Source organism: Sodalis ligni (assembly GCF_016865525.2).
Lineage (GTDB): Bacteria > Pseudomonadota > Gammaproteobacteria > Enterobacterales > Enterobacteriaceae > Acerihabitans > Acerihabitans ligni.
In genome coordinates this window covers 658,995-684,945 of sequence record NZ_CP075169.1, presented here as the reverse complement: position 1 = coordinate 684,945, position 25,951 = coordinate 658,995, and the positions used below count along the sequence as shown (strand labels likewise).

30 protein-coding genes are annotated in these 25,951 nt (G+C 55.3%); 13 read left to right on the top strand and 17 right to left on the bottom strand.

Going from position 1 to position 25,951, the window contains the following annotated elements; genetic code table 11:
- The first annotated feature begins 163 nt into the window (after positions 1-163).
- Entirely contained in the window at positions 164-2,362 is a 2,199-nt protein-coding gene (locus GTU79_RS03180) for a hypothetical protein (protein WP_203522901.1), read from the top strand.
- A 67-nt stretch (positions 2,363-2,429) separates the two neighbouring features.
- On the opposite strand, the gene murA is transcribed toward GTU79_RS03180, so the two are convergent.
- From murA to mlaF, 7 genes are all read right to left on the bottom strand, one after another.
- A complete protein-coding gene (gene murA / locus GTU79_RS03175; RefSeq protein ID WP_132923561.1) occupies positions 2,430-3,689 on the bottom strand; it encodes a UDP-N-acetylglucosamine 1-carboxyvinyltransferase in 1,260 nt (419 codons plus the stop codon).
- Positions 3,690-3,741: 52 nt separating this feature from the next.
- Positions 3,742-3,996 carry a BolA family iron metabolism protein IbaG gene (gene ibaG / locus GTU79_RS03170; protein ID WP_132927890.1) on the bottom strand — a complete coding sequence of 85 codons (255 nt, stop codon included), beginning with the start codon at positions 3,994-3,996 and terminating at the stop codon, positions 3,742-3,744.
- 332 nt (positions 3,997-4,328) lie between these two features.
- Positions 4,329-4,637 carry a lipid asymmetry maintenance protein MlaB gene (gene mlaB / locus GTU79_RS03165; protein ID WP_132923562.1) on the bottom strand — a complete coding sequence of 103 codons (309 nt, stop codon included), beginning with the start codon at positions 4,635-4,637 and terminating at the stop codon, positions 4,329-4,331.
- Entirely contained in the window at positions 4,630-5,268 is a 639-nt protein-coding gene (mlaC, locus tag GTU79_RS03160) for a phospholipid-binding protein MlaC (RefSeq protein ID WP_132923563.1), read from the bottom strand. The genes mlaB and mlaC overlap by 8 nt, the downstream gene beginning before the upstream one ends.
- Positions 5,269-5,281: 13 nt before the next feature.
- Positions 5,282-5,878: an outer membrane lipid asymmetry maintenance protein MlaD gene (gene mlaD, locus GTU79_RS03155; protein ID WP_132923564.1), complete on the bottom strand. Its 597-nt coding sequence runs from the start codon at positions 5,876-5,878 to the stop codon at positions 5,282-5,284.
- Positions 5,879-5,882: 4 nt separating this feature from the next.
- Entirely contained in the window at positions 5,883-6,665 is a 783-nt protein-coding gene (gene mlaE, locus GTU79_RS03150; protein WP_203522902.1) for a lipid asymmetry maintenance ABC transporter permease subunit MlaE, read from the bottom strand.
- Between the two features lie 7 nt (positions 6,666-6,672).
- On the bottom strand, positions 6,673-7,482 hold the full coding sequence (mlaF, locus tag GTU79_RS03145) for a phospholipid ABC transporter ATP-binding protein MlaF (RefSeq protein ID WP_203522903.1): 810 nt from the start codon (positions 7,480-7,482) through the stop codon (positions 6,673-6,675).
- A 250-nt stretch (positions 7,483-7,732) separates the two neighbouring features.
- On the opposite strand from mlaF, the gene GTU79_RS03140 reads away from it, so the two are divergent.
- The 11 genes from GTU79_RS03140 to npr all read left to right on the top strand — a co-directional run bounded on the left by GTU79_RS03140 (position 7,733) and on the right by npr (position 15,833).
- Positions 7,733-8,689 carry a calcium/sodium antiporter gene (locus GTU79_RS03140; RefSeq protein ID WP_214513692.1) on the top strand — a complete coding sequence of 319 codons (957 nt, stop codon included), beginning with the start codon at positions 7,733-7,735 and terminating at the stop codon, positions 8,687-8,689.
- A gap of 34 nt (positions 8,690-8,723) precedes the next feature.
- Positions 8,724-9,710 (top strand): arabinose-5-phosphate isomerase KdsD, encoded by a 987-nt coding sequence (gene kdsD / locus GTU79_RS03135; protein ID WP_132923568.1) that lies wholly within the window; start codon positions 8,724-8,726, stop codon positions 9,708-9,710.
- An 18-nt stretch (positions 9,711-9,728) separates the two neighbouring features.
- Complete coding sequence (kdsC, locus tag GTU79_RS03130; protein WP_203522905.1) at positions 9,729-10,292, top strand: 3-deoxy-manno-octulosonate-8-phosphatase KdsC; 564 nt, start codon at positions 9,729-9,731, stop codon at positions 10,290-10,292.
- Positions 10,289-10,867, top strand: coding sequence for an LPS export ABC transporter periplasmic protein LptC (gene lptC / locus GTU79_RS03125; protein WP_132923570.1), 579 nt, complete (start codon positions 10,289-10,291; stop codon positions 10,865-10,867). Before kdsC ends, lptC begins: the two co-directional genes overlap by 4 nt.
- Entirely contained in the window at positions 10,836-11,435 is a 600-nt protein-coding gene (gene lptA, locus GTU79_RS03120) for a lipopolysaccharide ABC transporter substrate-binding protein LptA (RefSeq protein WP_132923571.1), read from the top strand. The genes lptC and lptA overlap by 32 nt, the downstream gene beginning before the upstream one ends.
- Before the next feature lie 17 nt (positions 11,436-11,452).
- Entirely contained in the window at positions 11,453-12,178 is a 726-nt protein-coding gene (gene lptB / locus GTU79_RS03115) for an LPS export ABC transporter ATP-binding protein (protein WP_132923572.1), read from the top strand.
- 48 nt (positions 12,179-12,226) lie between these two features.
- Entirely contained in the window at positions 12,227-13,663 is a 1,437-nt protein-coding gene (gene rpoN / locus GTU79_RS03110; RefSeq protein ID WP_132923573.1) for an RNA polymerase factor sigma-54, read from the top strand.
- A gap of 23 nt (positions 13,664-13,686) precedes the next feature.
- Complete coding sequence (hpf, locus tag GTU79_RS03105) at positions 13,687-13,974, top strand: ribosome hibernation promoting factor (RefSeq protein ID WP_132923574.1); 288 nt, start codon at positions 13,687-13,689, stop codon at positions 13,972-13,974.
- A 160-nt stretch (positions 13,975-14,134) separates the two neighbouring features.
- Complete coding sequence (gene ptsN, locus GTU79_RS03100) at positions 14,135-14,614, top strand: PTS IIA-like nitrogen regulatory protein PtsN (protein WP_132923575.1); 480 nt, start codon at positions 14,135-14,137, stop codon at positions 14,612-14,614.
- Positions 14,615-14,712: 98 nt separating this feature from the next.
- Positions 14,713-15,564, top strand: coding sequence for an RNase adapter RapZ (gene rapZ / locus GTU79_RS03095; protein WP_132923576.1), 852 nt, complete (start codon positions 14,713-14,715; stop codon positions 15,562-15,564).
- Positions 15,561-15,833, top strand: coding sequence for a PTS phosphocarrier protein NPr (npr, locus tag GTU79_RS03090; RefSeq protein ID WP_132923577.1), 273 nt, complete (start codon positions 15,561-15,563; stop codon positions 15,831-15,833). Before rapZ ends, npr begins: the two co-directional genes overlap by 4 nt.
- On the opposite strand, the gene GTU79_RS03085 is transcribed toward npr, so the two are convergent.
- The 10 genes from GTU79_RS03085 to GTU79_RS03040 all read right to left on the bottom strand — a co-directional run bounded on the left by GTU79_RS03085 (position 15,834) and on the right by GTU79_RS03040 (position 24,615).
- Positions 15,834-17,753: a BglG family transcription antiterminator gene (locus GTU79_RS03085; protein ID WP_203522906.1), complete on the bottom strand. Its 1,920-nt coding sequence runs from the start codon at positions 17,751-17,753 to the stop codon at positions 15,834-15,836.
- Between the two features lie 145 nt (positions 17,754-17,898).
- Positions 17,899-19,095 (bottom strand): lactonase family protein, encoded by a 1,197-nt coding sequence (locus GTU79_RS03080; protein WP_203522907.1) that lies wholly within the window; start codon positions 19,093-19,095, stop codon positions 17,899-17,901.
- 56 nt (positions 19,096-19,151) lie between these two features.
- Positions 19,152-19,892, bottom strand: a complete 741-nt coding sequence (gene dagF / locus GTU79_RS03075) for a 2-dehydro-3-deoxy-phosphogluconate aldolase (protein ID WP_132923579.1) — start codon at positions 19,890-19,892, stop codon at positions 19,152-19,154.
- Positions 19,889-21,007 carry a DgaE family pyridoxal phosphate-dependent ammonia lyase gene (locus GTU79_RS03070; RefSeq protein ID WP_132923580.1) on the bottom strand — a complete coding sequence of 373 codons (1,119 nt, stop codon included), beginning with the start codon at positions 21,005-21,007 and terminating at the stop codon, positions 19,889-19,891. The genes dagF and GTU79_RS03070 overlap by 4 nt, the downstream gene beginning before the upstream one ends.
- Positions 20,991-22,130, bottom strand: a complete 1,140-nt coding sequence (locus tag GTU79_RS03065; protein WP_203522908.1) for an amidohydrolase/deacetylase family metallohydrolase — start codon at positions 22,128-22,130, stop codon at positions 20,991-20,993. The genes GTU79_RS03070 and GTU79_RS03065 overlap by 17 nt, the downstream gene beginning before the upstream one ends.
- A 36-nt stretch (positions 22,131-22,166) precedes the next feature.
- On the bottom strand, positions 22,167-22,811 hold the full coding sequence (locus GTU79_RS03060) for a DUF4310 family protein (protein ID WP_203522909.1): 645 nt from the start codon (positions 22,809-22,811) through the stop codon (positions 22,167-22,169).
- 19 nt (positions 22,812-22,830) lie between these two features.
- A complete protein-coding gene (locus tag GTU79_RS03055; protein ID WP_132923583.1) occupies positions 22,831-23,607 on the bottom strand; it encodes a DUF4311 domain-containing protein in 777 nt (258 codons plus the stop codon).
- 30 nt (positions 23,608-23,637) lie between these two features.
- Positions 23,638-23,934 (bottom strand): DUF4312 family protein, encoded by a 297-nt coding sequence (locus GTU79_RS03050; protein ID WP_203522910.1) that lies wholly within the window; start codon positions 23,932-23,934, stop codon positions 23,638-23,640.
- Positions 23,934-24,299, bottom strand: coding sequence for a glycine-rich SFCGS family protein (locus tag GTU79_RS03045; protein ID WP_132923585.1), 366 nt, complete (start codon positions 24,297-24,299; stop codon positions 23,934-23,936). Before GTU79_RS03045 ends, GTU79_RS03050 begins: the two co-directional genes overlap by 1 nt.
- 16 nt (positions 24,300-24,315) lie before the next feature.
- Entirely contained in the window at positions 24,316-24,615 is a 300-nt protein-coding gene (locus tag GTU79_RS03040; protein WP_165934290.1) for a PRD domain-containing protein, read from the bottom strand.
- An 819-nt stretch (positions 24,616-25,434) separates the two neighbouring features.
- On the opposite strand from GTU79_RS03040, the gene GTU79_RS03035 reads away from it, so the two are divergent.
- The gene (locus GTU79_RS03035) at positions 25,435-25,749 is read left to right on the top strand and encodes a hypothetical protein (RefSeq protein WP_214513691.1); all 315 of its coding nucleotides are present in this window, start codon (positions 25,435-25,437) and stop codon (positions 25,747-25,749) included.
- Positions 25,750-25,951: the final 202 nt, after the last annotated feature.

Sequence of the window (25,951 nt, the reverse complement as noted above, 5' to 3'; positions counted from 1 at the left end):
CGGTAACCGAGTGGATGATAATTAATAAGCGGATTTTTTATATCATGGTTGCCATTTACCGCAGGCCGATAGACCGTTGGCATCATTATCTGCCACATCGTCTTGAAGGACTCGGTGGTGGCAACGCTAATTATTCATCCTATATTATTAAGGATAATGAGGAATGCTGCCCATAACATCGGCTTTACCGGGAAATTTCCCCTCTGTAAATCCATTAACCAGCCTTGATAAAGAAATGAATTCCGGCGGGTCCGTATCGTCCACCCTGACCCGTCTAAGCAATAGCGCTCTTAAGCGGCCACTGATAGCGTCCGGCGACGCTGTCTTTGGTTATACCCAGTCTGCAAAGGCAGCGGCGCCGACGCTGGCGGAAATGCCTGATTTGGTATTGAAAACCATTATCGGCTATATCCGGCCTGAAGATATGGTGCCGCTGGCGACGATATTCAACACGAAACAAAAAGCCTATTTCGCCAAGGAAATCAACTATGGCCGTACAGTTAGCGATACTTTGTCATGGGTAATCACAATCAGGGATTTTGATACCGCTTTGGCGAAAATACAGGCATTGACGGCAAAACAGCGGGTCCTGCCGCTGATACGTCTCGGCGGGCATATTTACGAGATGAATCCAGAGGATCGGCCTATCGCCATGGCACTCTATGCCGCCGAGGCGAGGCTTCACTATGAAAGCACCCCTTCCCTGGCATCTCAGCTGCGGGCTATCGAGGATAAAACGGCCTTTTGCCGTTTGCTGATTGACCAAATTACCGCCGAGAGCAGCTTGAGGGATGTTGCAGCGAGGTATGCCATTACCAGCCCGTCGTCCCTACAGGAACTCGAACGGTTGATTGTTAACACCTTGGCGGGCGAAGGAGGATGGGCGGGAAAAAATGCCCGTAACGTCGCCGTTAAATTCGGTATCGGCGAAGAAGGGAGTATTGCGCTGCTTGAGCAGTATATTTTTACCGAGGCATACCGGCCTCTAATCAATGAAACGGACACCTGTGGGGATATTGCCGAGCGATATGGCGTTTTTACCCCTTCAGGACGCATGCAGCTTGAAACCTATATGGTCAGACACTGCATCGGCATCAAGGCGCAAAGAGGCGAGAACTGCGTAATCCTGGCGCAACGATATGAGATCATTACCGCCACCGGGCGAGAATATCTAGAGTATTATGCGTTAGGAGGCGTCCTGGGAATAGAAGCAGGGTCCGGCGGTAATTGCCTTATGCTGGCCGAGAAATATGGCATATGTACCCCTGCGATGAGAAACGAAATTGAGAACTTTTCGATTCGTACCCGACTTTGGGAAATGGCGCACATCGGTAATAACTGTGATGAACTGGCCAGACTCTACGGTATCGCTACGCCTGAAGGACGCACGCTGCTCGAAAGCTATGCCATAAACGGTGTTGCCAAAGCGGAAGTTCAGTTGGGTAAGCACTGCGATATCGTGGCCAAACATTACGGAATAACCAGCCATATCGCCCGTGGCGTATTAGAAAGCCATGCCGTAGAAGGCCTGGCCGGGGCTTACGCCCGTCATGGTAATAACTGTCAAGTGTTAGCCACCAGGCATGGCATATCTCATCCAAATGCCCGTGTCGCCTTGGAAAAATGCTCTTTACAGAGTCTGATTACGCGAAAAGGCAACCTGCGCCTGACTTGCCATCAGATTGCCGCCAAATATGGCATTTTTACTGATGAGGTGCGCGTCGCTTTGGAAAATCACGTAGTGAGCACCAGGGGGACGCGGGATATCAAGTGGGAGAATGATTGCCATAGCATCGCCGTAAGGCTGGGTCTCAAAACCGAAGCCGCACGGCTCCAGCTGGAATTATCCACTATTGATTTTATTCTCGATTCCAAAATGGAAGGCAGCCTTAATGCCGGTAAAATTCGGGAAAAATATCGGATTACTCAGCCAAAGGCGGTGGCAACGCTTGAAAATAAACTGATCAAAGGCGGGGATATACAGAAGGACATCCAGGCCGGCGGCCATTGGCGTGACATTGCCAGGAAATACGGCATCCAACTCATGGCCAGCCTTGATGTGCTGCAGTCAGATTGCGTTAATGCCGTCGCCGGCAACGGGGTGCTTGCCGGTGAAAATTGCCAAACGCTCGCCGAGCGATTCGGTATCATCTCTCCAATCGCACGTGTTGCATTAGAAGAATGCTATTTAGATCGGGCCATGGCGGATATCCGTTCCGGTGGGAACTACCGGGTCATAGCGGCACGTTACGGCATTACGTCCACTCCGGTATTGAACAAAGTGATAAAGCAGTTTGTTTTATCTCAGTACGGCAATGATCGCCCGGTTTCGGGAACCCAGCAAAACGGTGTCGCGGTATAACCCTGTGATTGACTTGTGGATAACCTGTGGAAGGGCCGCCGCCGGCGGCCCGTTTCAGAATTACCGCCTATTCACCGCTGATGCGCTCGATGTTTGCGCCAAGCTTGCGCAGTTTAGCTTCGATGCAATCATAACCGCGATCGATATGATAAATACGATCCACCACCGTAACGCCCTCGGCGATGCAGCCGGCCAACACCAGGCTGGCGGATGCGCGTAAATCGGTTGCCATAACCTGTGCCCCGGACAGCGTTTCCACCCCATGGCAAATCACGGTGTTGCTTTCGATTTCCGCTCGGGCACCCATGCGAATCAATTCGGGCACATGCATAAACCGGTTTTCAAAGATGGTTTCAGTGATAACGCCGGTTCCCTCCGCCACAAGATTCAACAAGCTGAACTGTGCCTGCATATCCGTAGGAAAGCCGGGATGCGGAGCAGTACGCACCGTAATGGCCTTCGGGCGTTTGCCATGCATATCAAGACTTATCCAGTCTTCGCCGATGTCGATATCCGCGCCGGCTTCACGCAATTTGGCCAATACAGCGTCCAGCGTGTCCGGACGGGTAGCGCGACAGGTAACATTACCGCCGGAAATGGCCGCCGCCACCAGGAAGGTTCCGGTTTCGATGCGGTCCGGCAGTACGCGATATACACCGCCACCCAGGCGGGCCACTCCTTCAATGGTGATTTTATCGGTGCCGGCGCCGCTGATGTTGGCCCCGAGGGTAATCAGGAAATTGGCGGTATCGACAATCTCCGGTTCCCGTGCGGCATTTTCGATTATGGTAGTGCCGTCCGCCAGGGTGGCGGCGCTCATAATGGTCACCGTGGCGCCCACGCTGACCTTATCCATCACGATGTGCGCGCCCCGCAGGCGACCATCGACGGACGCCTTCACATACCCTTCCTCAAGCTTGATGGTGGCGCCTAACTGCTCAAGGCCGGAAATATGCAAATCCACCGGCCGGGCGCCGATGGCGCAACCGCCGGGCAGGGAAACCTGGCCCTGGCCGAAGCGGGCCACCAGCGGTCCCAGCGCCCAAATGGACGCGCGCATGGTTTTCACCAGATCATAAGGGGCGCAGAAGACATTGACGCCGCTGGCATCCACATGCACCGAACCGTTACGTTCCACCTTCGCCCCAAGCTGGCTCAGCAGCTTCATGGTGGTATCGATATCTTTCAATTTGGGGACGTTTTGTATTTCAACCGGCTTTTCCGCCAACAAGGCGGCAAACAATATCGGCAGCGCAGCATTTTTGGCGCCGGATATGGTCACTTCTCCGCTTAACCGGGTCGGACCCTGGACACGAAATTTATCCATTACAACTGCTCTCTTATTAACGGGTGCAATGCCGCCGGACGCCGCCGACGGCCTAAAAGCCGTTCAGTTTGCGATCGCGCTGCCATTCATCAGGCGTATAGGCCTTGATGGAAAGCGCATGTATACGATTATCCGAAATATATTCCGCCAACGGGGCATACACCGCCTGTTGCTTTTTGATCCGGCTCATACCGGCAAATTGCTCACTCACGACGATGACCTGAAAATGGCTGCCGTCGCCCGATACATGAGCCTCTTGCAGTGCCAGGGCGCTCATCAGAACTTCTTTGATTTCGTGGTTTTCCATAATGGTCAAATCACTGTCATGGGTCGGGAAACAAGCCGCTATCTTAGATGAATACGTCGCCATCGGAAACAGGCATAACGATAATCCTTTGGCCTTTAAGCACGGCCGAACAAAAACATCTTGGAGGACAGAGGGTTATTATCAGGGGTATGAAGCCGGCTTACGCCGGCTGTGGCTGCTGACAAACGTACTCGGAGTCAATAAGGTGGGACAGGCTGCCAGAAGAGTAAACCGTCCGCGCCAGGGACGGCGCGGATCGAGCCCCCAGGGATGGGTTCACGGCGTGTTTACGACCGGGCGGCCTGTCCCGACCGAACACTTTGTCAATAAGCTCAAGCCAGCTTATCATCTACGGAAGGAAGAATATCTTGCAGCTTGTAGAGGGTAATCAGCGTGCGCAGTTTTTCCGTGACGCCGGTTAATGCCAACGCTCCGCCTTGTTTAGCCTGCGACGCGCATAAATGCAGCATCATGGCCACGCCGGCGGAATCCACGCGATCCAGCATTGAAACATCCAGAAAGCGGATACCCGGCAAGAGACTATCCCGCTGCGTCCAGAAGGAGAGCAGCGTGTCGCGATCCAGCTCGCCCCGCAACAGCAGGGTGTCGCCGTCGGCTTGCCAGCTCAGGGACTCAGCCATTGTTTTGCTTATCCAGCGTAATGGGCTGGCCGGCGGCTGCCTGTAGCTGCTGTGTCAGGCCGTCGATGCCTTTCTGGCGCAGGGTGGAAGCCCACTCGTTTTGCTTCGTGGTAATCATGCTCACGCCTTCGGCTATCATATCGTAGGCCTGCCAGTTGCCCGTCTGGCTGTTCTTGCGCCATTGAAAATCAAGCCGGACCGGCGGCCGGCCGCCCTGATCCACAATGGTCACCCGTATGGCGATAATAGTGGCGTCACCCAGCGGTTTTTCCGGCTCAACCTGGAAGGTTTGGTTGCGGTACATGGCCAGGGCCTGTCCGTAAGCCTGCTCCAGATAGCTTTGGAATGCCTTGAAATAGGCATCGCGCTGGGCCGGGGTCGCATCGCGGTAATAGGAGCCCAGCACCAGGGCGCCGGCGTATTTTATCTGGACATAGGGCAGCAGTTCGTCCCGCACGATGGTGCGCAGATAATCGGGGTTCTGCCGGATCTGGCTCTGCTCGTTTTTCAGGCGCGTAAAGGTTTTTCCCGCCGCTTCATTCATCAAGGCATAGGGGTTGGTCTGGTCCACCGCCTGTGCCAAAGGCGCTATCACCACCAGCAGGGCTATCATTATCAAACGCTTAAACATAGGTCATTTCCTCTCAGTGATTCGTCGCGGCGGGCTGGGCGCCGTTGCCGGATGCCGCGGGAGCGGAGGCACCGCCGGCGGCCGGCGCGCTGTTCGTTCCATCCGCAGGATTTTTGCCGCCGTCCGGCGCCGACTTGTTGTCGCCGCCGCTCTTGTACAGGAACTGGCCGATCAAGTCTTCCAGCACCAGTGCCGACTTGGTGTCCTGAATGGTGCCGCCGTCCTTGAGGATGGAGGTGCCCATATCGGGATCTTCAAAGCCGATGTTGAGCGCCAGGTATTGCTCTCCCAGCAGGCCCGAGGTCCGGATCGCCAGTGAACTGGTATCCGGGATGTGGTTGTAAGTGGATTCGATATCCATCGCCACCTTGGGGGCATAGGTTTTAGGATCGAGGGTAATGTCCGCCACCCGGCCGATCACCACGCCGCCCACCTTCACCGGCGAGCGAACCTTCAGTCCGCCGATATTATCGAACGAGGCGGAAATACGATAAGTGGCGGTATTCCCAAAGGAGCGGATATTCGCCACCTGCAGGCAGAGAAAGACGATGGCGCATAAAGCGATAATCATAAACACGCCGACCCATATTTCGCTTTTTTTCGTTTGCATTAACTCACTTCCCAAACATCAGTGCTGTCAGCACGAAATCCAGTCCCAACACCGCCAGGGACGCATGAACCACGGTTCTGGTGGTTGCCCGGCTGATGCCCTCGGAGGTGGGAATCGCATCATAACCGTTGAACAACGCAATCCAGGTCACGGTGATGGCGAAAACCACGCCTTTGATCAGGCAATTCACCAAATCCTGACGCCAGTCCACCGCGCCCTGCATAGCGGACCAGAAATAGCCGCTATCGATACCTTTCCAATCCACGCCTACCACCCCGCCGCCCCAGATACCCACCGCGACAAAAATCGCCGTCAGCAGCGGCATGCTGATGACCCCGGCCCAAAACCGCGGAGCCACAATGCGACGCAGGGGATCCACCGCCATCATTTCAAGGCTGGATAACTGTTCGGTGGCCTTCATTAAGCCAATCTCGGCGGTGAGCGCCGAGCCGGCACGGCCGGCGAACAGCAGCGCGGTGACCACCGGCCCCAGTTCGCGCAGCAGCGATAACGCCACCAACATGCCCAGGCTGGACTCGGCGCTGTAGGTGGTCAGGATGATATAACCCTGCAACCCCAGCACCATGCCGATAAACAGCCCGGAAACGATAATAATCATCAGGGACTGCACCCCGACGCTATACAACTGCTTGATAAGCAGCGGCCACTGTTGGCGAAAGTCGGGTTTACCCACCAGCGCGTTAAACAGCAGCAGGCCGGCCCGCCCGAAGGCAAGGCAGACATCAATGCCCCGGCGTCCGATGGACGCTAATGCTTGCGTTAGCATGGCCCGGTCAACTCCCTGAACCTAAAAGCTGGGTTTTATAATCCGCGGCGGGATAATTGAAGGGAACCGGCCCGTCGGCAATGCCGTCCAAAAATTGGCGCACCCTGGCATCATCGTTAGTGCGCAGCTGCTCCGGCGTCCCTTCCGCCACGACGTGCTGTTCAGCCACGATATAAGCATAGTCAGCGATACTCAGCACCTCCGGCACGTCATGGGAAACCACGATGCAGGTGACCCCCAGCGCGTGGTTCAATTCATCAATGAGCTTCACCAGGACCCCCATGGTAATGGGATCCTGCCCGACAAAAGGCTCGTCGAACATGATAAGTTCCGGATCGAGAGCGATGGCCCGCGCCAGCGCCGCCCGCCTGGCCATGCCGCCGGAGAGCTCCGACGGCATCAGGGAAGCGGCGCCGCGCAGCCCCACCGCCTCAAGCTTCATCATCACCGTGGTGCGCAGTACCGGCTCCGGCAACCGGGTATGTTGCCGCAGGGGAAACGCCACGTTCTCGAACACGTTGATATCCGTGAACAGCGCGCCGGACTGGAATAACATGCTGATTTTCTTGCGCACGTCATACAGCCGCCGCCGCGACAAGGCCGGGATATTATCACCATCGAACCAGATTTCGCCACTGTCGGGGGCCAATTGACCGCCTATCAGACGCAGCAGGGTGGTTTTGCCGATGCCCGATGGCCCCATGATGGCAGTGATTTTCCCTCTAGGGACATGCAAGGTGATGTTATCGAATATCGGGCGATTGCCGCGGCGGAAACTCAATCCGCGGATGTCCACCAGAGGTGCCTTTTGATTCATATTATTTCACTGCCTATACGTTCTCACTAAGAGCTCTAACCTACGATATTAAATGAATAGCGCCAAATCATCGAACTTTTACATAAACTTACCTATCGGCGTTAAGATAGGATCGGCGGCCGGATTTTACTTTTTGTCTCCTGGCGGTCAAAATCAGACAACGCCATAGATGAGATGCACTTATTTATCCCGCCGCGGGGAGGAAGCGGCCGCCGGCAGGCCAGGATTATAGTCAAATCAAGGATTTTACATGTTTTTGACCACGTCATTACTTATTATCGGCCTTATTCTACTCGTTTATGGCGCGGATAGATTGGTTTACAGTGCTGCCGTCCTGAGTCGTTCGCTGGGGATCGCGCCATGGCTTATCGGCTGCACCGTGGTGTCGTTGGGTACCTCCCTGCCGGAATTGATGATTTCGGTTACCGCCGCCCTGAATCATGAAAACGACCTGGCGATAGGAAATATCATCGGCTCCAATATCACCAATATCCTGCTTATCGCCGGGGGCGCGGCCCTTTTCAGGCCGATAGCGTTCCACTCGGATATCCTGCGGCGGGAGCTGCCGTTGCTGCTGTTTGCCACGGCATTGTTCGGTATGTTGCTGGCGGATAACATCCTGAGCCGCCGGGATTGTATGATACTGTTACTGGCGGGCATCGGTTATATTGCCGCCGTAGTGAACATGTCCCGGCCGGCACTGCGTTCGCCGGACGACAGCCTGACCCGCCAGCAGATGGCGGAGCTGCCGCGGGGCGGCGGCAACACCGTAGCGGCGCTGTGGCTGGCGCTGGCGTTTATCATCATGCCCGTCTCGGCGCATATGGTTATTGATAACGCCGGCGTACTGGCGCGGCAGCTGGGGGTGGGAGAGCTGGTCATCGGCCTGACGGTCGTGGCCGTCGGCACCAGCCTGCCGGAGCTTGCAACGGTGATTGCCGGCGCGCTGAAAGGAGAAAACGATATTGCCCTGGGAAATCTCATTGGCTCCAATATCGTCAATAGCCTCCTGGTGCTGTGCGTCCCCGCCCTGCTCTCCCCCGGGCCGCTGGACCCGCTGGCGGTCCGGCGGGATTATTGGGTCATGCTGGCGGCCAGCATAGTATTGGCGGCGTTCTGTTTACGCAAACACCACAGGATCAATTCAATGATGGGCGGTCTGCTGTTAGGTGCCTTCGCCGCCTATCTTACGGTGCTGTTTATTTAGCCCGGATACACCGCCGGGCCATCAGGATGAATTTATGTCACATTTATCATTAGCGCCGGACTTTGACTTTCCGGCAGCCGGTAAGCAGGTTCTCGCCGTAGAGCGGGCCGGTCTAGCGCAGCTGGATCAATATATCAACGACGATTTCCGCCGCGCCTGTGAAAAAATATTTTTTTGCAGCGGCAAGGTCGTGGTGATGGGCATGGGCAAATCCGGCCACATCGGTCGCAAGATGGCGGCCACTTTCGCCAGCACCGGCACGCCGGCGTTTTTTGTCCACCCCGGCGAAGCCAGCCACGGCGATTTGGGCATGGTTGCAGCCCAGGATATCGTTATTGCCCTGTCGAACTCCGGCGAAGCCAATGAGATCCTGGCGCTGATCCCAGTGTTGAAACGCTTAAGCATTCCGCTGATCTGCATGACTGGCAAGCCGGAAAGCGCCATGGCCAAAGCCGCGGATATCCATATTTGCGTCCATGTTCCCCTGGAAGCCTGCCCTCTCGGCCTGGCGCCCACCGCCAGCACCACCGCCGCGCTGGTCATGGGGGACGCCCTGGCGGTGGCGCTGCTTCAGGCCCGCGGCTTCACCTCAGAAGATTTCGCCCTCTCCCATCCCGGCGGCTCGCTGGGCCGCAAATTGCTGCTGCGGGTGGCCGATATCATGCACAATGGCGATGAAATCCCCATTACCCCCCGCGACGCGTCGCTGCGGGACGCTCTGTTGGAAATGACACGTAAAAATCTCGGTATGACCGTTATATGTGATGAGAAAGGTAATATCGAAGGTATTTTTACCGACGGCGATCTGCGGCGGGTATTCGATATGGGCGTGGATCTCAATAAGGCACGCATCGCCGACCTGATGACGGCGGGCGGTATCCGCGTCACCCCTAACATCCTGGCGGTGGAAGCGCTTAATCTTATGCAATCGCGGCATATCACTTCGGTGCTGGTGGCGGAACAAAACCGTCTGCTGGGCGTGGTGCATATGCATGATATGCTACGCGCCGGCGTCATTTAACAAGGAAGGAACTGCGCCATGCATGATACCCCCCGTATTGATACATGCTACGGACCGGTTGAAGAATCCGTTTTACGGCGCGCCCGGGATATCCGGCTGCTGATTTGCGACGTCGACGGCGTATTGTCCGACGGCCTGATCTACCAAGGCAACCAGGGCGAAGAACTGAAAGCATTCAACGTGCGCGACGGCTACGGTATCCGAAGCTTGCTGACATCCGGCATCGAGGTCGCTATTATTACCGGCCGCTCCGCCAAATTGGTGGAGGATCGTTGTAAAACCCTGGGCATCGTCCATCTTTATCAGGGGCAATCGGATAAGCTTTTGGCCTTTGTAGCCCTGTTGGATAAACTCTCTTTAACAGAGGAGCAGGTGGCTTACGTCGGCGATGACCTGATTGATTGGCCGGTGATGGCGCGGGTTGGCCTGGCTATTGCCGTAGCGGATGCCCATCCGCTGTTATCGCCCAAGGCCGATTACGTGACGCATATCCGCGGCGGCCGCGGCGCGGTGCGGGAAGTCTGTGATCTGTTGTTGCTGGCGCAGGGGAAGCTTGAGGATGCCAAAGGGCAGTCGGTATGAGTAAGACAAAATATTGGGTTACCCTGCTGCTGGTTATCGTGGTATTGGTGCTCATCGGCTGGAACCTGGCGGATAACGACAACGCGACGGCCCCGGCGGTGACGGATACCGGCGAGCCGACCTATCAGAGCGAGCATACCGTCACTACGGTCTATAACCCCTTGGGGAGCCTGAACTACCGGCTGATATCCGATCATGTAAAACAATATGCCGTGGAACAAATCACATGGTTTACCCGACCGGTGGCGACGATGTACGATGAAAACAAGGTCGCGACCTGGACAGTCAAAGCCGATCAGGCCAAGCTGACCGGTGATAAAATGCTTTATTTATATGGCCATGTTCAGGTAGACAGCCTGACCGACACATCACAGCTGCAGCACATCAGAACCGATAACGCGGTAGTGAATCTGGTGACGCAGGATGTGTCTTCTGATGACGTAGTCACCTTATATGGCGTCGGCTTTAACTCTGTAGGCACAAAGATGCGCGGAAATCTGCGAAGCAAGACTGCCCAGTTGATTGAAAAGGTCAAGACCTCTTATGAAATTCAGAACCAGCAGCAAAATCCATAACATCATCGCCGCCGGCGCGCTGTTACTGCTCAGCGCCAAGGCCATGGCGCTGACCGGCGATACCGACCAGCCGATCAATGTTGACTCCGCGCAGCAGGCGGTTGATATGCTCACCAATACCGTGACGCTGACCGGCACGGTGGTGGTAAAACAAGGCTCCATCGATATCAGGGCGGATAAGGTCGTCATTACCCGTCCCAACGGCGTGCAGGGCAAGGAAGTGGTGGAAGGCTACGGAAATCCGGTTACCTTCTACCAGATGCAGGACAGCGGTAAACCGGTGAAGGGCCATGCGCAGAAGGTGCGCTACGAATTGGCCAACGACTATGTCATTCTTACCGGTGACGCTTACATCGAACAGCTGGACAGCAACGTCAAAGGCGATCGTATTACCTATCTGGTGAAACAGCAGCAGATGGAGGCCTTCAGCGACAAAGGCAAACGGGTGACAACCGTGCTGGTGCCGTCCCAGTTGCAGGATAAAACCCCGGCCGCGCCGGGCGCACCGGCTGCTAAAGCCGCACCGGCCAAGAAGGCCGCTCCGGCGGTTAAACCCGCCGCTAATTAACAAGGTTAACAGCTCCTATGGCAACATTAATCGCGGAAAACCTGGCTAAAGCTTACAAAGGCCGCCATGTGGTGGAAAACGTCAGCCTCAAGGTCAGTTCAGGCGAAATTGTCGGATTGCTGGGACCCAACGGTGCGGGCAAAACCACCACGTTTTATATGGTTGTGGGCATCATTCAGCGCGACGCCGGCCGCATCGTTATTGACGACGACGACATCAGTATCCTGCCGCTGCATACCCGCGCGCGCCGGGGTATCGGCTATCTGCCGCAGGAGGCCTCCATTTTCCGCCGCCTCAGCGTCTATGATAATCTGATGGCGGTGCTGCAAATCAGGAAGGACCTGAGCGGCGCCCAGCGCGAGGACCGGGCCAATGCCCTGATGGAGGAGTTCCATATCGCCCATCTGCGCGATCATATGGGACAATCTCTTTCCGGCGGCGAGCGGCGCCGGGTGGAAATCGCCCGCGCCCTGGCCGCCAACCCTAAATTCATTTTGCTTGATGAACCTTTTGCCGGTGTGGATCCGATTTCCGTTATCGATATCAAAAAAATCATCGAACATTTGCGCGACAGCGGGCTCGGGGTGTTGATTACCGATCATAATGTGCGCGAGACGCTGGACGTGTGCGAGCGTGCTTATATAGTCAGTCAGGGTAAACTCATCGCGCACGGGTCCCCGGCTGAAATCCTCCAGGACGAGCAGGTGAAACGTGTTTATCTGGGCGAAGAGTTCCGCCTCTGATAAGGTGTCCTGAAGAATGAAGGGCCATGAGGTTAATTAACGCATCATATGAAGCAAGGTTTGCAACTCAGGTTTAGTCAGCAACTGGCCATGACTCCGCAGTTACAGCAGGCGATACGTCTGTTGCAATTGTCCACGCTTGAACTCCAGCAGGAAATACAGACTGCGCTGGAAAGCAATCCTTTACTCGAACAATCGGACGTTCATGAAGAAATAGACACGCCGCACGACGCTCCCGACTCCGAATCCCTCGATACCCGCGAGGCGATGGAGCAAAAGGATATGCCGGAAGAACTGCCGCTGGACGCTACCTGGGACGAAATGTATTCAGCGGGCACCCCGTCCGGCACCGGTACGGATTATCGCGACGAGGAGCTGCCGATTTACCAGGGCGAGACCATTCAGACGCTGCAGGATTATCTGATGTGGCAAGTGGAGCTGACGCCTTTTTCCGACACCGACATCGCTATCGCCACCTCCATCGTGGATGCGGTGGATGAGACCGGTTATCTCACCGTGCCGCTGGAAGATATCCTGGAAAGCATCGGCGTAGAGAGCGTGACCATGGATGAAGTGGAAGCGGTGCTGAAACGAGTCCAGCGATTCGATCCGGTGGGTGTGGCGGCGCGGGATTTACGTGATTGCCTGCTCATTCAGCTCTCGCAGCTGTCAAAGGACTTTCCGTATCTGGCGGAAGCCAGGCTTATCGTCACCGATTACCTGGATTTGCTGGCCAGCCACGATTTCCGTACCCTGCTGAGGTCGACGCGGCTGAAAGAAGAGGTGTTGAAATCGGCGATGGCGCTGATTCAATCCCTGGATCCCCGCCCGGGCCAATCCATCAATACCACCGAATCGCAGTATGTGATACCCGATGTCCTGGTGCGCAAAGTGCATAACCGCTGGACGGTGGAACTCAATACCGACAGCATTCCCAACCTTAAAATCAATCAGCAATACGCGGCGCTGGGCAACACCACCCGAAACGATGCGGACGGGCAGTTTATCCGCAGCCACCTGCAGGAAGCCCGCTGGCTGATTAAAAGTCTTGAAAGCCGTAATGACACCCTGTTGAAAGTCACCCGCTGCATCGTAGAGCAGCAGCAGGCATTTTTCGAACAGGGGGAAGAGTTTATGCGTCCCATGGTGCTGGCGGATATCGCCCAGGCGGTGGATATGCATGAATCAACCATATCTCGCGTTACCACGCAAAAATATCTGCACAGCCCGCGCGGTATCTACGAACTTAAATATTTTTTCTCCAGTCACGTCAATACCGAAGGGGGCGGCGAAGCTTCCTCAACGGCCATTCGCGCGCTGGTGAAAAAACTGATCGCCGCAGAAAACCCGGCGAAGCCGCTCAGCGACAGCAAGCTGACTACCCTGCTTTCCGATCAGGGTATTATGGTAGCACGGCGTACCGTGGCAAAATATCGTGAGTCCTTATCCATCCCGCCGTCGAACCAGCGAAAACAATTGGTTTGACCTCCACAGAGAAGGAAGACACTATGCAGCTGAATATTACCGGACAGCGTGTTGATATCACCGATGCGTTACGCGATTTCGTTACTGCGAAATTTTCCAAGCTTGAACAGTACTTCGACCGAATCAATCAGGTATATATTGTTCTAAAAGTCGAAAAGGTGCAGAAGATCGCTGAAGCGACGATACATGTCAATGGCGGCGAGCTGCACGCGACTTCGGAAGCGGATGATATGTATGCCGCCATCGATCTGCTGATAGATAAGCTGGCGCGTCAACTTAACAAGCATAAAGATAAACTGAAACAGTTTTAATTCACTGTAGCCATTGTCGCAGCCTGACCTCGCATCGGCTCGTAATGGCGAGGCTCATGGATGAGCCGAGCAACTAAGCCAACACACCCGCGACTCGCAAGATGACGGGTATAATGGGCCGATGAGTCTTAAAGGTGAATCAGCGCCTAAGTGAAACGAAATGACTAACGATACAGCAATGCAAATCAATACGGTGTTAAGCCTTGAATGCACCCGCGGCTCCATTCAGTGCCAGAGCAAAAAACGCGCGCTGGAAATAATCAGCGAACTGGCGGCCAAACAGCTTAACCTGGCGCCGCAGGTGGTATTTGACGCCGTATTAACCCGTGAACGCATGGGCAGTACCGGTATCGGTAATGGAATCGCGATCCCCCACGGCAAACTGGAAGAGGACACGCTGCGGGCGGTGGGGGTATTTATCCGCCTGGAGCAGCCCATCGCCTTCGATGCCATCGATAATCAACCGGTGGATTTGCTTTTTGCCCTGCTGGTGCCGGCGGAACAATGCAAAACGCACCTGCATACGCTATCGTTGGTAGCCAAGCGTCTGGCTGATAAAACGGTCTGCCGCCGGCTACGCGCCGCTCAAAGCGACGAAGAACTTTATGAAATCATGACGGAAACAGAAGCCGGGTCTTAACGCGCAGTATCCTACGCTTACCGACCCGCGGGGTTTGATTGGCGGAAATAGCGGCCTCTTCGCCAATGCGTCGATGTTAATGCCAGAGGGGAGTCGTCATGGTGCTGATGATTGTCAGCGGTCGATCCGGTTCAGGGAAGTCAGTGGCGCTACGCGCGCTGGAAGATATGGGGTTTTATTGCGTCGATAACCTGCCTGTGGTATTGCTGCCGCAGCTGGCCGCCACCCTGGCGGATCGCAATATTTCCGCCGCGGTCAGTATTGACGTGCGCAACATGCCCGAAACGCCGGAAATTTTCGAGCATGCAATGGATAACCTGCCGCAAAGCTTTTCGCCGCAGCTGCTGTTTCTCGACGCCGAGCGCAGCACCCTGATCCGCCGTTATAGCGATACCCGGCGCCTGCACCCGCTGTCGAGCAAGAACCTGTCGCTGGAAAGCGCCATCGATCAGGAGAACGAACTGCTGGAACCGCTGCGCTCCAGGGCCGATTTGATTATCGACACCTCGGAAATGTCGGTGCATGAACTGGCGGAAATGCTCCGCACCCGGCTGCTGGGCAAACGCGAGCGCGAATTGACCATGGTGTTCGAGTCCTTCGGCTACAAACACGGCCTGCCCATCGATGCGGACTATGTTTTTGACGTACGATTCCTGCCCAACCCGCACTGGGATCCGAAACTGCGGCCGATGACCGGTCTGGATAAACCGGTGGCGGCCTTTCTCGACCGGCACACCGAAGTCCATAATTTCATTTACCAAACCCGAAGTTATCTCGAACTGTGGCTGCCGATGCTGGAGACCAACAACCGCAGCTATTTAACGGTGGCCATTGGCTGTACCGGCGGCAAACACCGTTCAGTGTATGTTGCCGAGCAGTTGGCGGATTATTTCCGCTCCCGCGGCAAAAATGTCCAATCCAGACACCGAACCCTGGAAAAACGCTCATGACAGTCAAGCAAACGGTGGAAATCAAGAATCGTCTCGGCATGCATGCCCGGCCAGCCATGAAATTATTCGATCTGGTGCAAAGCTTTGACGCCGAGGTGCTGCTGCGCAACGACTTCGGGACCGAAGCGGAAGCCAGCAGCGTTATCGCGCTGCTGATGCTGGATTCCGCCAAGGGCGGGCTGATTGAAATCGAAGCCACCGGCCCTGATGAAGAACGGGCGCTGGCGGCTATCATTGAACTCTTCAACGCCGGCTTTAACGAAGACTGATTAAGCCCGGCTCAGGCTATCAATGGCCACCGCCTTGAAGCCGGCGAAATCACGGCTCTCCCGCAGCCTGGGCATGGCGCGCGCACGGACAAAATTCACGAACAGCTCGTAAATCGCCATCGCCTCTTCATAATCAGTCTTGTTAATGGCCAGCAAAAAAACCACGTAGGCGGTTTCGCCATCGCCCCACGGAATACCCTGGGGCGCCAATATGGTATAAATCACCGTTTTTTTCGCCAGCAATCCCAGCGAATGGGGCAATGCGATACCGTCCCCCAGCAGCGTGCTGACAATGGCTTCCCGCTCAACCACCGACGGATAAAAATCTTTACCCACCAACCCATCGCGTTTCAATTGCCCGCACACCCGCTTGAACAGATCCTGTTGATCCATGGGCTTATCAACGATCATAAAATAATTTTCATGGAAAAACTTTTCCAGCATATAAGGCCGGGTACGATCCACCAGCACCAGTTTACCCAGTTGCTCAAGCTGGTAATCACTGGGAAACGGCGCCAGTACCATCACCGGCTTATTCTTTTCCTCCAGCCGAACGGTGGAAATCACAAAATCCTCCTCCAACGCCGGCAATCTCTCGTATTCCCGCAATGAAATGACCCGGGTCACGCTGATTTGCGGGTATTTGCGGCTCAGCAGCGCCTGAATCATACGCACCGTAGAGTTACCGCTATCGCACACCAGCAGCACCTGGGGATGGCGCTGATAGCCGATATCATAATGGCGCTCCAGACCCACGCCGATATGCAGCACCAGGAAGCCGATTTCATTTTCGCTTATCACATACGGCGTATATTTGCCCCAGCTGTTCACCGCCGCCAGGGTGACATCATAGGCCATGGGATAATGCTGCTTGATATTGGCCAACAGCGGATTGGGGATATTAATCTGATATTTTACCCTGGTAATCATGGTCTTGATGTGAGTAAGCAGATCGGTACACAACTGCTTATCGCCACGTAAATCGTAGTTATAGTGGGTATTGATATAGGACAGGATATAGTCCACCAGCGACTCGTCGTCGTCAGCGTTAATATCAGTGGGCAGGATATTCTGCACCCGCCGCGCGGCGATATTCACCCTGAGGTAAGCCTCTTCCGCCGCCGGGATCTCTTTGCCCGCCAGGGATTTCAGCTCTGCCATCAGCCGCACCGATATCTGTTTCACCGCCGGATCGCCCTCTTCCGCCTCAAACTCCGTCAGGGGAAAACCGCCGGCGATGCGCTTGATGGCCACGGCGCAATAAAAATTCAGATAACGCTCGCTTTCATCGGTGAGGCGGATGGACGATTGCGCCAGCAGTTGATGCATAAAACGGGTAAGCTTTTCATAGGTCCCGCGATCCAGGCTTTCGGTTTTCAGCAGCGGATTGGCGTGATCCCCGGCATCGAGCTGGAACAAGAGGTCGGTCAAACAGGCCCGGATAGACAGCTCGGCGCCGAACAGTTTCATGCCGTAGCGCGGTTTGGTTTCGATATTCAGGTTATAGCGCGCCAGATGCTCACGCACCTCGGCCATATCATTTTGCAGCGTTCCACGGCTGACAAACCATTCATCCGCCAGATCCTCCAGCTTTAACGAGAACGCGGAGGTCAAAAAGCGGATCAACAGATAATCCACCCGATCCGCGGCAGTGCGCGGCGTCAGATTGACGCGATGGCTTACCGTCTGTTGCAGGGTGGAGAATAGCGACGGGTCATCTACTTTCAATTGATAGCCGCTGCCGCGGTTATACACAAAGGCGGCCCCGTACTGCGCGATAATTTCGTTTAAAGCAATAATATCCGCCCGCACGGTGCGTGTTGAGACTGCCAGGCGTTTTGCCAGCTCGTCCTGCGGCAGCGTTTCGAGCTGCAGCGCGTCAAACAAGTGGGCCAATCGTTGATAGGGAAATCTCACCATTATCCTTCCAATCATTATTGCCGGCAAACAGCGCTTTCGATTCGGTCCGGGACGGCATCCTGTTATCCCGTGCCGCTGTACCTACTTACGCCGTCAGCCCGGCGTATCGCTGGTTAGGGAATACTCTGTGCAAGGAATTCTCTTTTCAAGGGGCAATCACCATCTGCGATGGGCTGCCCACCGGAATGTAATCGTCAACAAACGCTAATTTGCCGCTGCCGCCGGCCACCCGGAACCGGGTGATGTTATCGCTTCGCTGATTCATTGCGAAAATATATCTGCCGTCCGGCGACATCGTCAGTGTGCGCGGGTAATCTCCGCGCGTCCAGATCTCGCCGCCCCAGGCCATGGCGCCCTCGCCGGTGACGTTGATTTGCGCGATGCTGTTATGCAGGCGATTGGCCACATAAAGATGGCGGCCGTCTTTACTCAACACGATGCCAGCGGCGAAATTGGTGCCTTTGAAATTCGCCGGCAACGAAGAGAGGCTGTGCAACTGCGTCAGGGTGCCCTTCGCACTGTCGAAGCGATAGCTGGTGAGCACCGAGGCCTCTTCGTTAATCAGGAAGACGACCTTGCCGTTGGGATGGAATACGAAATGGCGCGGACCGGCGCCGGCCGATGACGCGTTGATAAAGGGCGGATCGTTGGCTTCCAGCGCCCCGGTAGCATCGTTCAGTTTCCACAGATAAATCCGGTCCAGTCCCAAATCGGTGGAGAAAGCGAATTTGCCGCTGGGATCGGCCGCGACCATATGGGCATGGGGACCATTATGATCGCTGACGGCAAAGCTGCCCTCCGCCGCCGCCGCCGGTTTTCCCGCTCCGGCCGGACCGGAATCCTGCTGGCTTGAGCCGGTCTCACCTATTTTACCGCCGGCGTCGATGGGGAATGACGCCACCACGCCGCTGATATAGTTTGCCACCAGAAGATGGTCGCCCTTGGGCGTCAGCGAAAGAAAGACCGGGCCGGCGCCCTGGGAGTCCACCTGATTGATAAGGCTCAGGCTGCCATCCTGGGAATTGATATGGTAAGCCGCCACCGCGCCGTGCTTGCCGCCGTTGTAATTGTCGATTTCGTTGCCGATATACAGCGTCTGGCCGTCGCGAGCCGCCACCATTTGCGCCTGGTTAGGCAACTGGCTTACCAGCGTCCGGTTGGTGAGCGCCCCGGTTTTGCCGTTGAAATCAAAACGGTAAACGCCCTCGCCGTTCGGATTATAGGTACCGACGTAAGCATAACGCGCGGCCGGGGCTTTTGGGGCGGCGTACAGCGGCGTGGCGGCTACGGCCAGCATCGCGGCGGTTAAGCCGGAAATCATAAACCCGTAATTACTTTTCATATTTTTCCTTATCTCTCACGGCGTGTCGGATAAACGGGGATTCCGCGAGCGGACGTTCAGCCCAGCAGCTTTTTCACCATCGCCAGCAGGGCCTTGACGTCCACCGGACGAGTCAGCCCGCTGGTTTGGTCGATAATCGAGCTGTAGATATGGGGGATGATTTTGCCGACGCCGGCTTCCAGCGCGATGGTCAAAATCGGTTCAAAATTCGCCAAATCGATACCGCCGGTAGGCTCCAGGGCAAAATCATGTTCGGCGCAGGCGCGGGCCACCGCCGCAAATTCTTCCCGGGTTTTCAATCCTCCCATGGGGAAATACTTCACCGAACTGCCGCCCATGTCTTTCAACAGCGCGATGGCGGTTTCTATGGGCACTATGGCGTCGGGCGCCGCCGAGCTGAGGGGCCCGGTGGAAATCTTCACCCAGCCCGCTTTACCGGTGGGGGAAACCAGGCCGTTCACCACGCTCTCGCTTTGGCCCAGCAGGGCGCGGCTGGCGCCGACGCCGGTAAACACCTGATTTACATGCTGCGGCTGGACCTGCCGGGAAATCAGGCTGACCATCAGCGATTGGCGCGGGTCCCCCGCTCCCAATCCCACCGACAGCGCATTGTCGATCAGCGCAGCGTAATCGCGCATATCCGCCACGGCGGACGGAACATCGGCATAATTTTTAGACAGCACGCCCACCAGCACATGGCCCTCGGCGGCGGCATGGATAGCGCGGGCGTTATCTTTGGATCCCGCCAGCACGTTCAAACATACGCGATCGCGGTAAAAATTCGGCGTAAGTTTCATGCCTCGGCTCCTTTAAACAGATTTTCGATACAGGCGGCAATGGTCTCCAGCTGCGGCGGCGTCACGCTGCGCACATCCACTTCAATCTTGCCTTCATTGGCGCGATAGCCCCGAAAATAAATGGCGATGTCGCCGTTTTTCAGCGCGTCGACGATATCCTTGGTTTTCCAGCCGAGCGCGGCTTCATCAAAGGTGATTTCCGTGCGGGCGATATCCCGTCCGGCGCTATCCCATACCACGCGTGCCGATATGCCGCGCAGCGCGTTCAGACTGCTGATAAACGGCGCCATTTTATCCACCATTTGCCGTCCGGTGGTCTTCGGCAGCCGGGTATAGCTCTCTATCGCCTGGGTCAGGCCGAGAATGCCCTCCTTGCCCACTTTCATCGCGCGGCCGATACCGCCGGACTGCAGCTTTACCCACTCCACGAACTGTTTTTTACCCAGGACCAAACCGCTGGTGGGGCCTTCAATGGCCTTCGCGCCGCTGTAAATCACCAGGTCCGCCCCCTGTTGGTAATAGACCGTCAGATCTTCTTCGGCGGCGGCGTCGACAATGAGGGGCACATGGTGTTCACGGGCGACGGCGGCGGCCTGTGCCACCGACAGCATGCTTTTTTGCACCGAATGGTGGGACTTGATGTAGAGAATGGCGGCGGTGCGCGGCGTAATGCAGGCCGCCAGCTGGGCGGCGGAACATTCGTTGGCATAGCCGGCTTCCACGACCTTACCGCCTCCCAGGGCCACCATGGTGGAGACCGGCGCGCCGAAATTCACGTTGTGGCCTTTTGGCAACACAATATCCCGGGCCACGCCGGATGCCGTTTCATACGGGTTTTCCAACAGCCAGGCATCGTCTTTGACAATCACCGCGGCAACGGATTGAGCGATGCCGGCGGAGGCGCAGGAAACCACCACCGCGCTTTCCACCTTCAGCAGGCCGGCGATATAGGCCCCGGTTTTATTCACCAGATCCTTCATTTCAAAAAAGTGGTTCAAACCGTAATTAACCGCCTCAGCCACGTCCGCGGCCGGGGTGGACACGCCCAGAATCGTCATGCGTCCGGAGGCGTTTATTACCTGCTTCAGCTGATACTGCTCATAGATTGAAGACATTTTTTGATTTCCCTTCATCGGTTAACAGGACCTTACCCGCCACCACGGCCGCCAGCGGCGCCAGATGACGTTCGCCGGTAATGGACAGTCCTTCGGAATCCACCAGAACCTGAGGTTCGGTACGGATATCGAACAACGTCAAATCCGCATCGGCGCCCACGGCCAGGCGTCCTTTAGACGGTAAACGCAATACCTCGGCGGCGTGTGCGGTGACACATTGGATAACCTCTTCAAGGTTCATGCCGAGGGTAAAAAATTTCGACATGACCGCCGCCAGGCTATGCACCGGGCCGTTGATGCGGTTTCGGCAATAAATATCGGAACTGATGGTATAGGGCAAAATGCCCTGTTTGATCGCCTGTTCGGCGACGGCGAAGCTGAAGCTGGCGGTGCCATGTCCGACGTCCAGGCGCACACCACGCCCCAGCGCGCGTTTTATCGAGGAGCGCAGTTCGCCTTTGGCGGATAAAATCCGGTTGGGTTTGCCGTTGAAACAGTGGGTAATGATGTCGCCGGAAGTGAGCAGATCCGCGATTTCATCCAGGCTCGGCGGGTTATTGCCGATGTGCACCATCAGCGGCAGCGAAGGCGTTTCCCGCTGCATCTCCTTGGCGCGCGCCAGGGGCTTGATGCCGTTGCTTCCCACCACGCTGCTGCTGATGCGCGCCTTGAGACCGATAATAAAACCGGGATGGTTTTGCAGCGCCTCACGGACGGCAACCGGATCGATTCGCGTCATGTCCGCCAGTTCATCCTGCGTGACGATGCCGGTACGGGCAATATTCAAAAACGCGTACACCTGAGTCTCGGCCGCCCGGGTGAGCCGGTAGAAATCGTCCACGTCATCGGCGCCGGTGCTGCCGGCGTCAATCACGGTGGTGACCCCGCCGGCAACCCCTACCAAATCCGGCTCATCGTGATAAACCGGCGATTTGGCGTAACAATGGACATGGGCATCAATCCAGCCGGCGCTGGCGAAAACCGCTCCCTGCAAGTCGAGCGTTTGTGCGGCGGAGGCGTGCTCGTCCACCTCCCCGACAACCGCTATCCTGCCGTTACGGACGGCAATGTCCGTCAGGCTGCCGTCACTCTTTTTTGCCCGTCTTATAATGAGATCATACATTTGCCATTCTCCGTATAACGCACCTGATATACGTGGTTACAGCGCTATGGGGAAGATTGCCCCGAGTATCATCGCGCCCAGAATGGCGCCGCCGGTTATGGGCTTATTCCAGAGATAAAACAGCAGCGCCCCCAGCAGAGAACCCAAACCGATAGGGATCGACGCCGTGATGGCGGACAGGATGATCAGCGGGCCGAGAAAACGGCCGGAGGCGTTACCCGCGCCCATCATGACATCCGCCCCATAAGTGGAATTGCTCTGGTTGATGGTGAACTTGCGCGCCAGGATAATCAGGCAGCCGATAACTATCCCCAGCACCAGGCCGGTGGCCAGCGACGCGGCGAAATTCTGCAGCGGATATTTAATGCCGGCCCCCAGCAGCAGCGCCGGTACCCCAAGTCCTACGCCGGTCTGTAGCGCGCCGCCGATATCCAGGATTCCCACCAGCGAACCTTCGATAATGCGGGCAAACAGAAAGCTGGCGCCAAAGGCCGCCACCGCGCCGTATACCCCGGTATCTATGCCGGTGCGCAGCATGGAGACAAACGCCACTTCATTGAACGCCCCGATGCCGTAGAGATAATACATATGGGTACCGGCGAAAATGCCGGCGGACAGTACCCCGACAAAGATCGGGAAAGACCAGTCGGCATACCAAAAACCGCGTTTTTCTTGTTCCATTTTCAGGATCCCCTCGAGGTTATTTACCGCTCAGCTGGTTATGGATAGCGTCCAGCCAGCCGGGAACGCCCAGGCTGAAAGACTGCAGCATTTTCATATCGAAACCGCGGAAAAATCCGCTCAGGACAAACAGCGCCACGATGGCCGTCATCATGATGCCGGTAATCTTGTTCCAGCCGCCCTCTTCCACCCCTTTGCCGATCAGAATCCCCAGCACCAGTCCCGGCACGGCGTTGCCCATGATCAATTGCGCCAGGCCGCCGAAAATCGTCGCCCAAAAACCCGAACGTTTGCCGGCATCAATGGCCGCCAGCCAGAAAATAACCGGCATCACGGTGTTCACCAGAATATTGGCGGCAGGCACCAGCACCTTCACCGCCGTCACCTGCAGCGCGGCCGGAACGGCGGAAGCCGTGGAGTTAAGAAACGCCACCACCACCATGCCGATGATGCCGCAGGCAATGGCCATACGCCGCGGATCGTGCATGGTCTGGTCTAGCCGGCGGTTTTTTATCATCAGCACCGCCGCGCCCCAGTGCGGGATAATGCGATGATCCACATCCTGGGTAAAAGACCCGGCCGCCACCGAAGACGCCCAGGCGTTAAAGAAAAATCCCAGGCCGAAGGAAAAATGGGATGCAGGATCCCCTTCGCACGAATTCAGCTCTCCCAAGGTACGAAACGCCCCCATGCCCTGAATGGTGGGAGCATGGAACATACGGGCCGCTCCGGCGCCCACGCCAAATCCCACCAGCCCGCCGATAATAAGAGACTTGATTAAAATGATGAGAAACATCGGATTATCCTTTTGTATTAACCCACCTGATTAACGCTGAGAAAAAGGGATTTTTTCGGGATCGATCATGATGATGCTGACCGTAATATCCAACACCACGCTGTAGCTCCTCTTTTCCCTGGGCAGAAAGAAAAAAAGAAATTTTTCCACCGTGCGGATTTCTTCCGCGCTCACCACGTCCACCTGCATGGGTTCGATACGCAGCAAAACGGCGCCGGTGGATTTCATTACCGACGGCTGAACCTGGCTTAACGCGGCGGCCAGCGCACCGTTCTTGGTTTCGCCTTTGCCCGCCACCCTGACTTTAATGACCGACTGCTCTTCCATCAGGCGGCGCCGTATTTTTTAAGCCAGGTTTCAATCAGCTTTTTCCCCAACTCTTCCTTATCCATAAAACCGAAACCCAGCACTTTGCATCCTTCCTGAATAGCAGTGACGCCCTCTTCAATGGACCTCATGCCGTATTTCGCTTTATAACCGTATTTATTCTGCGCGGTAATGGCTCCGGCGCCGCCGCTGCCGCAAAAAGAGATGCCGAAATCCGCCTGCTCTTTTTGCATGACGTCCCCTAGCTTCATATCCGCGGCCATGCCGGGCACGACAATCGCTTTGCCGCCGGCCTGCTCAATGCCCTGGGCCACTTTCTGGCCTTTACCCAAACGATCGCCGATGACCACTGTTACCTGACCCATAAAATGTCCTCCAACTTTATTTAGCGGTATTGTCTTTCGCCACTTCAAAATGAACCGATAATAAATAGGCCTCTTCCACCGGTAAATTGCCTAATTCATTTACCACTTTTTTTGCCATTAACATGGAATCCGGAGAGATTTCGTCAAACAGGCTTTCATCCACCTCGGGTAACGGCTCACCGGTAAGGGACCGCAGAACCATTGCCCGGACATGGGAATGCAGCATTTGTTCCTGCACGGTATTGACCTGAATATTTCTCGTTTTCATCATCTCCATGATGCCCGCCAACACTTTTTCGATCAGCGCCGCGGACAACGGTTCCAGTTCATTCTTTCCCCCGGTCGCGGGTACGGCTTTATCCACCACTGTGTACTCCCATATCGTCCTTAGCGAAATGAATATGCCCAATAGATTTCAAGTTGCAGCGCCACCCAATGGTGAGGCTATTGATGATTTACCCTAGCGTTAATATCGCCGGGTTTGTAGCCGCTATTTTTCCAGTTTGAAACGGAAATAACGTTCACGAAAGTGATCTGACCCGCTTAATTCGACCGCAAAGCGCTTTTAACTCACGTAGCCTCGTTAACCAGCATGAAAATGCAGTTTATGATGAATTAATAAAATAATACTTCATTTTTAAAATATAAGTTTAATATATGGTAAATTTTGATATTCATTCGCCCCAAATGTCATACTCCTCGTCAAATCACCCTCTTTAATGCAGGAATATCATGCTAATCCAGGCACCTGCCGGCACCCATGATGGCCTTTCAAGCCCGGTGGATATCGCAATTGCGGACGGCCCCAGGTGCGGCCAAGCTATGACGCATAGGAGGTTCATATCATATGATCAGCTCCGATAACGAACATTTTCGTCCCATTGCCGGTATGAAATGGCAGTAATACTGCTCATATAATTAGTCCATTAACTTTATCTCATCAACATTCCATATTAACATCAAGCGATTTTCGTCTTTTATTTATTGCCTATAAAGAGTTATTTACCACTTTTATGCCGTAAACCCGGCGTGCCGATTTTTATTATGGGTTAACTTCTCTTGCTCAGCGATTCGGAAAAATACCGTCAGAAGGATATCACGCCAATACCCATAATAAATCCACAAGGGGAAATTAATGCAGATCACCGAAGGCTTTAAAGATTATTATAATATTTACAACAATGATTCTGAAATCGAATTCTTTGATTGTGAAGATCCGAATTATGAAACAGACGATGATAGCGAAATATATTACGACCTACCGGAGGAATTACCGACAGAAAATGTTCCGTTCACGGAAGATCTTAAACGAACGCTGTTTCATTTGATTAAAATAGTCACTTCCTATGAAGCGGATCGTTTATCCCTCTCGCTCTTGTATAAAACCGGCCTGGGCATTCCTTTTCCTGCTGGCAGCCGCTCATTCATTTTATCGCCTCTGGCGCAGTGAAGAAAATATCGGCAGCGTGCTGATAGAGGATTCCCTTTTCGCCCTGACCATTTTACCCCAAAGCGAAAAATTGATGCTCTTGGCAAATTTTATCAAGAATCATATCGAGGATCGGGTGGGGCTCGATAATCTTCCTTTCCGGCCGGGTTTAACACGCCAACGGAAGGCGATTATCTGGTACTGGGCGTGCTGGCGCTGTTGG

What these genes read in the sequence shown, in the direction of transcription:
- mlaE (WP_203522902.1), bottom strand. Translation starts at nt 6,665, where the DNA reads ATGCTAACGCAAGCATTAGCGTCCATCGGACGCCGGGGCATTGATGTC.
- GTU79_RS03140 (WP_214513692.1), top strand. Translation starts at nt 7,733, where the DNA reads ATGTTTTTGACCACGTCATTACTTATTATCGGCCTTATTCTACTCGTT.
- GTU79_RS03045 (WP_132923585.1), bottom strand. Translation starts at nt 24,299, where the DNA reads ATGGGTCAGGTAACAGTGGTCATCGGCGATCGTTTGGGTAAAGGCCAG.
- GTU79_RS03180 (WP_203522901.1), top strand. Translation starts at nt 164, where the DNA reads ATGCTGCCCATAACATCGGCTTTACCGGGAAATTTCCCCTCTGTAAAT.
- GTU79_RS03050 (WP_203522910.1), bottom strand. Translation starts at nt 23,934, where the DNA reads ATGGAAGAGCAGTCGGTCATTAAAGTCAGGGTGGCGGGCAAAGGCGAA.
- lptB (WP_132923572.1), top strand. Translation starts at nt 11,453, where the DNA reads ATGGCAACATTAATCGCGGAAAACCTGGCTAAAGCTTACAAAGGCCGC.
- murA (WP_132923561.1), bottom strand. Translation starts at nt 3,689, where the DNA reads ATGGATAAATTTCGTGTCCAGGGTCCGACCCGGTTAAGCGGAGAAGTG.
- GTU79_RS03065 (WP_203522908.1), bottom strand. Translation starts at nt 22,130, where the DNA reads ATGTATGATCTCATTATAAGACGGGCAAAAAAGAGTGACGGCAGCCTG.
- mlaD (WP_132923564.1), bottom strand. Translation starts at nt 5,878, where the DNA reads ATGCAAACGAAAAAAAGCGAAATATGGGTCGGCGTGTTTATGATTATC.
- GTU79_RS03085 (WP_203522906.1), bottom strand. Translation starts at nt 17,753, where the DNA reads ATGGTGAGATTTCCCTATCAACGATTGGCCCACTTGTTTGACGCGCTG.
- mlaC (WP_132923563.1), bottom strand. Translation starts at nt 5,268, where the DNA reads ATGTTTAAGCGTTTGATAATGATAGCCCTGCTGGTGGTGATAGCGCCT.
- kdsD (WP_132923568.1), top strand. Translation starts at nt 8,724, where the DNA reads ATGTCACATTTATCATTAGCGCCGGACTTTGACTTTCCGGCAGCCGGT.
- GTU79_RS03035 (WP_214513691.1), top strand. Translation starts at nt 25,435, where the DNA reads ATGCAGATCACCGAAGGCTTTAAAGATTATTATAATATTTACAACAAT.
- rpoN (WP_132923573.1), top strand. Translation starts at nt 12,227, where the DNA reads ATGAAGCAAGGTTTGCAACTCAGGTTTAGTCAGCAACTGGCCATGACT.
- GTU79_RS03055 (WP_132923583.1), bottom strand. Translation starts at nt 23,607, where the DNA reads ATGTTTCTCATCATTTTAATCAAGTCTCTTATTATCGGCGGGCTGGTG.
- rapZ (WP_132923576.1), top strand. Translation starts at nt 14,713, where the DNA reads ATGGTGCTGATGATTGTCAGCGGTCGATCCGGTTCAGGGAAGTCAGTG.
- hpf (WP_132923574.1), top strand. Translation starts at nt 13,687, where the DNA reads ATGCAGCTGAATATTACCGGACAGCGTGTTGATATCACCGATGCGTTA.
- dagF (WP_132923579.1), bottom strand. Translation starts at nt 19,892, where the DNA reads ATGAAACTTACGCCGAATTTTTACCGCGATCGCGTATGTTTGAACGTG.
- lptC (WP_132923570.1), top strand. Translation starts at nt 10,289, where the DNA reads ATGAGTAAGACAAAATATTGGGTTACCCTGCTGCTGGTTATCGTGGTA.
- GTU79_RS03060 (WP_203522909.1), bottom strand. Translation starts at nt 22,811, where the DNA reads ATGGAACAAGAAAAACGCGGTTTTTGGTATGCCGACTGGTCTTTCCCG.
- mlaF (WP_203522903.1), bottom strand. Translation starts at nt 7,482, where the DNA reads ATGAATCAAAAGGCACCTCTGGTGGACATCCGCGGATTGAGTTTCCGC.
- kdsC (WP_203522905.1), top strand. Translation starts at nt 9,729, where the DNA reads ATGCATGATACCCCCCGTATTGATACATGCTACGGACCGGTTGAAGAA.
- ibaG (WP_132927890.1), bottom strand. Translation starts at nt 3,996, where the DNA reads ATGGAAAACCACGAAATCAAAGAAGTTCTGATGAGCGCCCTGGCACTG.
- mlaB (WP_132923562.1), bottom strand. Translation starts at nt 4,637, where the DNA reads ATGGCTGAGTCCCTGAGCTGGCAAGCCGACGGCGACACCCTGCTGTTG.
- lptA (WP_132923571.1), top strand. Translation starts at nt 10,836, where the DNA reads ATGAAATTCAGAACCAGCAGCAAAATCCATAACATCATCGCCGCCGGC.
- ptsN (WP_132923575.1), top strand. Translation starts at nt 14,135, where the DNA reads ATGACTAACGATACAGCAATGCAAATCAATACGGTGTTAAGCCTTGAA.
- npr (WP_132923577.1), top strand. Translation starts at nt 15,561, where the DNA reads ATGACAGTCAAGCAAACGGTGGAAATCAAGAATCGTCTCGGCATGCAT.
- GTU79_RS03070 (WP_132923580.1), bottom strand. Translation starts at nt 21,007, where the DNA reads ATGTCTTCAATCTATGAGCAGTATCAGCTGAAGCAGGTAATAAACGCC.
- GTU79_RS03080 (WP_203522907.1), bottom strand. Translation starts at nt 19,095, where the DNA reads ATGAAAAGTAATTACGGGTTTATGATTTCCGGCTTAACCGCCGCGATG.